This window comes from Parasynechococcus sp. (assembly GCF_042954245.1).
Lineage (GTDB): Bacteria > Cyanobacteriota > Cyanobacteriia > PCC-6307 > Cyanobiaceae > Parasynechococcus.
Genome location: NZ_JBGKDP010000254.1, coordinates 1 through 7,115, shown reverse-complemented (window position 1 = coordinate 7,115; position 7,115 = coordinate 1). Strand labels below are relative to the sequence as shown.

At 62.1% G+C, this 7,115-nt stretch carries 5 protein-coding genes and 1 pseudogene; 5 read left to right on the top strand and 1 reads right to left on the bottom strand.

The genetic code is table 11. The annotated features are described in order from the left end of the window. The 4 genes from ACGVJ8_RS11675 to ACGVJ8_RS11660 all read left to right on the top strand — a co-directional run. Positions 1-1,346, top strand: a 1,346-nt coding sequence (locus ACGVJ8_RS11675; RefSeq protein ID WP_392348285.1) for a cryptochrome/photolyase family protein, incomplete at its 5' end; no start/stop codon positions are given. A 35-nt stretch (positions 1,347-1,381) separates the two neighbouring features. Continuing rightward, on the top strand, positions 1,382-1,954 hold the full coding sequence (hemJ, locus tag ACGVJ8_RS11670; RefSeq protein ID WP_392348283.1) for a protoporphyrinogen oxidase HemJ: 573 nt from the start codon (positions 1,382-1,384) through the stop codon (positions 1,952-1,954). 1 nt (position 1,955) lies between these two features. Next, on the top strand, positions 1,956-2,603 hold the full coding sequence (locus ACGVJ8_RS11665; protein ID WP_392348281.1) for a PHP domain-containing protein: 648 nt from the start codon (positions 1,956-1,958) through the stop codon (positions 2,601-2,603). A gap of 27 nt (positions 2,604-2,630) precedes the next feature. Continuing rightward, positions 2,631-3,182, top strand: a complete 552-nt coding sequence (locus ACGVJ8_RS11660; protein WP_392348279.1) for a hypothetical protein — start codon at positions 2,631-2,633, stop codon at positions 3,180-3,182. Here ACGVJ8_RS11660 and cobN read toward each other — a convergent pair. Further along, a complete protein-coding gene (gene cobN / locus ACGVJ8_RS11655) occupies positions 3,179-6,901 on the bottom strand; it encodes a cobaltochelatase subunit CobN (protein ID WP_392348277.1) in 3,723 nt (1,240 codons plus the stop codon). The genes ACGVJ8_RS11660 and cobN overlap by 4 nt on opposite strands. A 65-nt stretch (positions 6,902-6,966) precedes the next feature. On the opposite strand from cobN, the pseudogene ACGVJ8_RS11650 reads away from it, so the two are divergent. Continuing rightward, a pseudogene (locus tag ACGVJ8_RS11650) lies at positions 6,967-7,115 on the top strand (branched chain amino acid aminotransferase); the annotation flags it as partial.

Sequence of the window (7,115 nt, the reverse complement as noted above, 5' to 3'; positions counted from 1 at the left end):
ATCGGGCCTCGATGAATGCCTACGCCGAGATGCTTCAGGCCCAAGGATTCACCGTATTGCGGATCCTGCAGGGGCAGGCGGCCAGCACCGCTGAGATCCTCGGGGTTCTGCTCGATCAGGGCTACCGCTCCTTTCATCTGGCGGATCCGGTGGACGAAGTTCTGACTCGACGGATCTCCGCCTTCGCATCACGCCACGACTGCGGTCTGGAGATCGTCGCCACCCCGATGCTACTCACCCCAGAGGCCGTCATCGACGACCATTTCGCCTCCGGCAAGAAGCCTCTGATGGGTCGCTTCTACGAGATGCAACGCAAGCGGCTGGATCTGTTGATCAATCCGGATGGTGGCCCTGTCGGCGGCCGCTGGAGTTTCGATGCCGACAATCGCAAGAAGCTCCCCAAGGGAATGCTTGTTCCAGAGCCTCCGGCCGAACGATCGAGCGGTTCGATCGCCCTCGTCGAGGCTGCTCGGCAGCAGCTCATCGAGGAGGGGGTGGCCGGCATCGGCAGCTGGGACGGGTTCCATTACCCCGTCACCCATAGCGATGCAGACCGTTGGTTGGATCAATTCCTCGAACAACGATTACGCCGGTTCGGGGCTTACGAAGATGCGATCAGCAGCCAGCACCAGGTGATGTGGCACAGCGTGCTCACGCCGATGCTGAATATCGGTCTACTCACGCCACAGCAGGTGCTGGATCGAACGCTGGAACGCGCCGAGGCCGGTGACATCCCCCTCAATTCATTGGAGGGATTTCTGCGTCAGATCGTTGGCTGGCGGGAGTTCATGGCGGCGATGTACCGGCGCCATGGGGTGGAGATGCGCAACGGCAATTTCTGGGGCTTCGACGACCGAGCGATCCCCTCCGCCTTCTATACCGCATCCACGGGTCTGGCCCCGATCGATGACGCCATCAACCATGCCCTTGAGACCGGTTATTGCCATCACATCGAACGCCTGATGCTCCTGGGCAACGTGATGCTGCTCTGCGGATTCCATCCAACCCGGATCTACACCTGGTTCATGGAACTGTTTGTGGACGCCTACGACTGGGTGATGGTGCCCAACGTCTACGGCATGAGTCAGTTCGCCGATGGCGGCATCTTCACGACCAAGCCCTATCTCTCCGGCTCGAACTATGTACGCAAGATGTCGGACTACCGCCAAGGGGAGTGGTGTGACACCTGGGATGGCTTGTTCTGGACGTTCATCCATCGCCATCAGGACTTCTTCCGGCGCCAATACCGGCTGGCGATGATGGCCTGCAACCTGGATCGCATGGCACCCGAGGTTCTGGTGGCCCATCAGCGTCGAGCCAGCGATTTTCTTGACGCTCTTACCTGAACCCTGCGTAAGGTCGCTCCAGTTCAGTTGTGTTGATGACATTTTCGCCCGAGGCCTACCTCTGGTTCAAGACCCTGCACATCGTTGGGGTTGTGGTGTGGTTTGCGGGCCTCTTCTATCTGGTGCGTCTATTCATCTACCACGTTGAAACCGAGGAACTGGCGCCGGAACTGCAGCAGCCGTTCCGGGATCAGTACACCTTGATGGAGAAACGTCTCGCCAACATCATCACCACGCCCGGGATGGTCGTGGCGGTGTCGATGGCCATCGGGCTGCTGCTGGCCCAGCCCTCCTGGCTTCAGCAGGGCTGGATGCACGCCAAGCTCGGCTTTGTGGCAGCCCTGCTGGCTTATCACGTGTTCTGCTATCGGCTAATGGGCCAACTCCACGCCGGCACCTGTGCCTGGTCAGGCAAGCAGCTGCGCGCCCTCAATGAGCTGCCCACACTTCTTCTGGTGATCGTGGTGATGCTGGTGGTGTTCAAAACACAGTTCCCCACAAGCACAGCAACCTGGTTCATCGTCGCCCTGGTGATGTTCATGGCAGCGTCAATTCAGTTCTATTCCCGTTGGCGCCGTTTGCGGGCCGAATCCTCCGCGAAAGCCTGAGATGACCCACCCCCTCAAAGCTGTTCTCGAACAGGTAGGACCGTCGAGCTGTCCCACCACGCACAACTTTCACTGCCATACCGTCTGTAGTGACGGCAGCCTCGAACCGTTGGAGCTGATTCGGCAGGCCACCGAGCGGGGGCTCCAGCATCTTGCGGTGACGGATCACCACAGCAGCCATGCCCACCGAGAGATTCAAGCTTGGCTGGATCAGCAGCGCACCACCGATGTTGAGGTCCCCACGGTCTGGAGCGGCATTGAAATCAGCGCACTGCTGAAAGGGTGCCTCGTTCATGTGCTCGCCCTTGGCTTCGAGCTCAACCACCCTGCGCTTCAGCCCTACAACCGTGGTGATGCTGTCGTCGGTGAACTGCTAAGGGCTGAGGCGGTGGTTAAAGCCATCCACGATGCCGGTGGATTGGCGGTGTTGGCCCATCCCGCTCGCTATCGCCTTCGCCATGACGTGTTGATCGATGAGGCCGCTCGGCTCGGTTTCGATGGAGGTGAAGCCTGGTACGACTACGAGATGCAACCAACCTGGTCCGCCAGTCCGTTGATCTGTGAGTCCATCGATCGTCAGCTGAGCAACCTTGGCCTTTTACGTACGTGTGGCACCGATACCCATGGAATTGACCTTTGCAGCCGCTAAGTTCATTCCATCTCAGTTCCGGTCGACATGGGCTTCTTGGATCGTTTGCTGAAAAAGGATTCCGCAGATTCCGACTCCACGATTCAGCCGCGCAAGCCAGCGAAGCAGAAGCCAGCCGAGTTCTTCCTTGATGCTGATTCCTCCTCGTCCCTGGGTGATGTGAATTACATGCGTGAGTCGAAGACGATTCGTCACACCTTCCCCGGCACGGTCGACAGCCCCGGAACCAAGGAGCAGATCATGGAGGTGGCTGCTGAAACCGAGAAGCTCGAAAAGCGCAGCGAAGGCCTCGGCGGTGTGGTCAAGAAGGAAGAGTCCATCAACCTCACGGCCGGCATCCCCAAACCGGTGAAGAAAACCTTCGCTGAGCAAGTCAGCACCGAGGAGATGAGCAAGCGCCTCAAGGGCATGGCCATCACGGGTGTGAACACCCCCGCTCCCGCAGATGCTGCTCCCCTCGGCCGTAAGGAAGAGCTCAATCCCAAGGAGGAACCGGTGGCCAAGGCGGGTTCCGCTGCGCCGTCCTCAAAGCCGGGATCGATCGATCCCTTCCGTCAGATGGTTCGCGACCTCAATTAAGTAGGGCCCCGTTCAATCTGGGCTTCGCTGCTGTTCACCAGCTGTTGCAGGTGCAGCAGCTGTTCATCCGTTGCTGACGTCCAAAGGCCTCGATTCGAGGCCTCCAGCAGTCGTTCGGCCATGTCCCTGAGCACCCAGGGATTGCTCGCCTTCAGGAAGTCGAGAATCCGCGACTGGCTCAGCCACTGTTCACACAGCGCGCCATAAGACCAATCAGGGACCCGATCGGTGGAGGCGTCGTAGGCGAACAGGTAATCAAGGCTGGCCCCCATCTCGAAGGCACCTTTGTAGCCGTGCTTCATCATTCCCTCGATCCAACGGGGGTTGAGCATCCTGCTGCGCATCACCTTGTCCAGTTCCTTTTCGAGCCGGTGCAGGCGAGGCCGTTCGGGGCGGGAATGGTCTCCGAACCACAGCTGCGGACGTGCTCCTGACACTTCTTCCACCGCGGCACTGAGGCCCCCCTGGAACTGGTAATAGTCGTCTGAATCGAGCAGGTCGTGCTCGCGGTTGTCCTGGTTGTGGAGCACCACCTGCACCCTGCCCAGGGCTTGCTCCAGGCCGGAACGATCAAGGCTGGGGGTGGCGGCGGCGTCGTACGACCACTGGCTCCAACTGAGGAAGGCCTGGCCAAGATCTGCTCGGGATTCCCATGCGCCACTGTCGATCAGGGCTTGGAGACCGGCTCCATAGGCACCGGGGGCGGATCCATAGATGCGGCCCTGGGGGCCCGCTTGACGGGTGAGCTCGGCCAGGGAGTTGAGTTCATCGGGTTCATCGAGAGCTGCAACCATCGACTGGGCCTGATGCACCCAGCTCACCAACTGGGGAAAGGCATCGCGAAACAGCCCCGAGATGCGCAGCACCACATCCACCCGTGGTCGCCCCAGCAAGCGGGCTGGAATCACCTCCAGGTCCACCAACCTTCGGGTTGATCCATCCCACACCGGTCGAACACCGATCAGGGCCAGCAGCTGGCCGATGTCTTCTCCGCCATTGCGCATCGTGGCCGTTCCCCAGACCGATAACGCTAGATGGCGCAGCGGCTCCCCCTGCTCCAGCAGATGGAGATCCAGCAACTGCTCCGCCGAGCGTCGCCCCAGGTCCCAGGCGGCTTCCGTGGGTAAGCCCCGCAGATCGACGGAATAGAAATTCCGGCCTGTGGGCAGCACATCGGGGCGACCGCGACTCGGTGCCCCTGAGGGGCCCGCTGCGATGCGCGCCCCCTGAATACCCCGCAGGAATGCCTCTTTCTCGGCTGCGGCACAGCTGTTCAAGCGGGGCCAGAGGTCGTCGCGCAGATTCAGCAGGCATGGATCCTCCGGGTTCCAGGTCCGGAAGGGTTGCGCCAGCCCGTCGACCTGTTCCCCATGGATCATCTGCCGGATCAACAGCAATGCCTGAAGTTCCAGCCACGCGCAAGCATCCCCCACCCGTCGGCAGTTCGAGTCGCACAGCAGCCTCAGCCGGGTCTGGTCTGCCTCCGAGAGCTTGTCGCCTTCGTCCTGCTGCCAGGGATCGAAGCCCAGACCTGCCTGCAGGGCCATGGCCTGCAGCAATCCTGGCTGCCCCTGCCTGGGGGGGCGGGCCAGCGCAACCAGAAGTTCATCGGCGGCTTCTGCCGACGGCGCAACACCGAACCGATGCAGACCTGTGCGGATCTGCGATTCCTTGAGCTCGCAGAGATAGGTCTCCGCCTGATCCAGACAGGTCTCCAGAAGCTCCGGTTGTCGGCGAATCTCCTCTTGGCTGGGGATTCCGGGCCAGTTAAGGGACAGCAAGCTGGCATGCACCGCCTGTTCCAGCACCGAGGCCCGCTGCCCTCCCAGCTGCCGCACCTCCACCAGTTCATCCAGCAGGCCCTCCAACCGTTGCAGTGGTCCGTGCAGCCCAGCCCGCCCCAAGGGCGGTGTGAGGTGATCCAGCACCACGGCGTGACTGCGTCGCTTGGCCTGGGACCCTTCGCCGGGGTCGTTGACGATGAAGGGGTAGAGATGGGGGATGGGGCCAAGGGCCAGCTCGGGACCGCAGGCATCGCTTAACCCCACCGACTTGCCCGGCAGCCATTCCGCACTGCCGTGCTTGCCCACATGCAGCATCACCTGGGTTCGATGTACGTTGCGCAGCCAGAGATACTGGGCCAGATACCGGTGCGGTGGCGGCAGATCCGGTGAGTGGAGATCCGCGATCTGGTCAGCGTCATAGCCGCGATCCGGCTGGATCAGCACCACCACATGACCGAAGCGCAGGCCGTGAATGGCAAACCCCTGATTTGGATCCAGATCGCAGGCGGCCTCTGGAGGTCCCCATCGGGATTCGATCAAGCGTCGAGCCGGCTCCGGAACAGTTCCCCACCACTTCTGATACGTGGTGAGGGGCAGATGATCCAGCGGTGGGCGGTGCTGTCCATCCGGTGCATTGGTGCGACCGGACAACAGCTGTCGCATCAAGCCATCGCCTGAAACCGGCAAGGCCTCCGTGCCCAGGTCATGGCCGGCGTCCGTCAGCCAGCGGAGCATCCGCGCCGTGCTGTCCGGCGTATCAAGGCCAACCCCATTGGCCACACGGCCATCGCGCACGGGGTAGTTGGCCAACACCATCGCCATGCGCCGCTCGGCGCATGGGGTCTGGCGCAGCTCAACCCAGCGGCGGCTGTGCTCGGCCAGCCAAGCGAGTCCCCGTGAATCCGGCTGCAGGTAGGGAATGGCCGTGGCTAAAGGTCCGGTGGTCTGCCGGTAGTCCCGAAAACCGCAGGGCCGCGTGGTGATCCGGGCATCCAGCTCTGGCATCACCACCTGCAAAGACAGATCCATCGGATTCAGCCCCTGGCTGCTCTCCAGCCACTGGGCCCTGCTGCTGCTGCTGCTGAGCAGTTGCAGCACCGGTCGATTGAGCCGATCCCAGAGGGGGCTGCCCAAGCCAGCCTGTTCGGCCTGCACCGAGGCAAAGGACGTGCCGGCAATCACGAGCTCAGCTTTTTGCTGTTTCAACAGGTCGTAGACGCCGGCCTGCACCGCCGGGTCTCTCAAGCTGCTGACCCAGAGCAGACAGGGACGCAGTCCTTCTTGCCGCAGTGCGGCTGTGAGTGCATCCGCCAGGGACAGATCTCCGGCCTGAAACTGAGCCCGATAGAGCACCACGCCCACCGCGGCTCCCGCTTCATCTCCCCAATCCCAGGGCATTGGATCAGGGCAAGGCACCACAGCGATGCTGTCGGGTGATGGGGGCTTGCCCTCCAGCAGAGCCTCGAGAGCTCCTAGGAACTGCCCCATGTTGTCGATGCCGCCTTCCCGAAGAAGTGCCGACAGCTGATCCGCCAGTTCAGGGCTGCAGGATCCCAGCCCGTGCAGTTCGTTGCTCTGATCGGCGGTTCCGGCAAGGACGATCAGTTGCCGCTGTGTCGCTTCGGTGCACCAGCGCTGCAGTTGCTCCAGGCCGTAACTCCAGTGCCCACGGCTGCCGAGAAGGCGCACTGCAATCAAGGACGCCGCTTGGGCGGTGGTGTCGAGGTAGTGGTCCAGCTGCGCTGGGTGGTCCAGGCAGCTCAGGGGCAACGCCCGAATCCGCTCGTTCCAGGCCGGGTTATTCGACAGGCTGGCGTCGAGGCAGCTGATGTCGGTACCTGCGCTGGTGAGGAACAGCACATCCGCGCCCGGCTGCTCCACGAGCACCACATCTTCCGGTGGGTCCAGACCCGGACAGGTGGCAAGGCGATGCATGACCCCATTCTCCGTGTTGCGGTGCGCGGTGGTGAGAAGATTCAGCGATCGGATCCATCACGGTGATGCATCAGTTCCTGCCCTATGCCTGGTTCCAGGGCCAGTGCGTCCCCTTTGAGGAGGCCAGGATCTCCATTGCCACCCATGCCCTGCACTACGGCACCGGTGCCTTCGGCGGCATGCGCGCCATTCCCGATCCCCAGAACAGCAACAC

Bases quoted from the DNA above. Each gene is read 5' to 3' on its own strand.
- hemJ (WP_392348283.1), top strand. From the start codon at position 1,382: ATGACATTTTCGCCCGAGGCCTACCTCTGGTTCAAGACCCTGCACATC.
- ACGVJ8_RS11665 (WP_392348281.1), top strand. From the start codon at position 1,956: ATGACCCACCCCCTCAAAGCTGTTCTCGAACAGGTAGGACCGTCGAGC.
- ACGVJ8_RS11660 (WP_392348279.1), top strand. From the start codon at position 2,631: ATGGGCTTCTTGGATCGTTTGCTGAAAAAGGATTCCGCAGATTCCGAC.
- cobN (WP_392348277.1), bottom strand. From the start codon at position 6,901: ATGCATCGCCTTGCCACCTGTCCGGGTCTGGACCCACCGGAAGATGTG.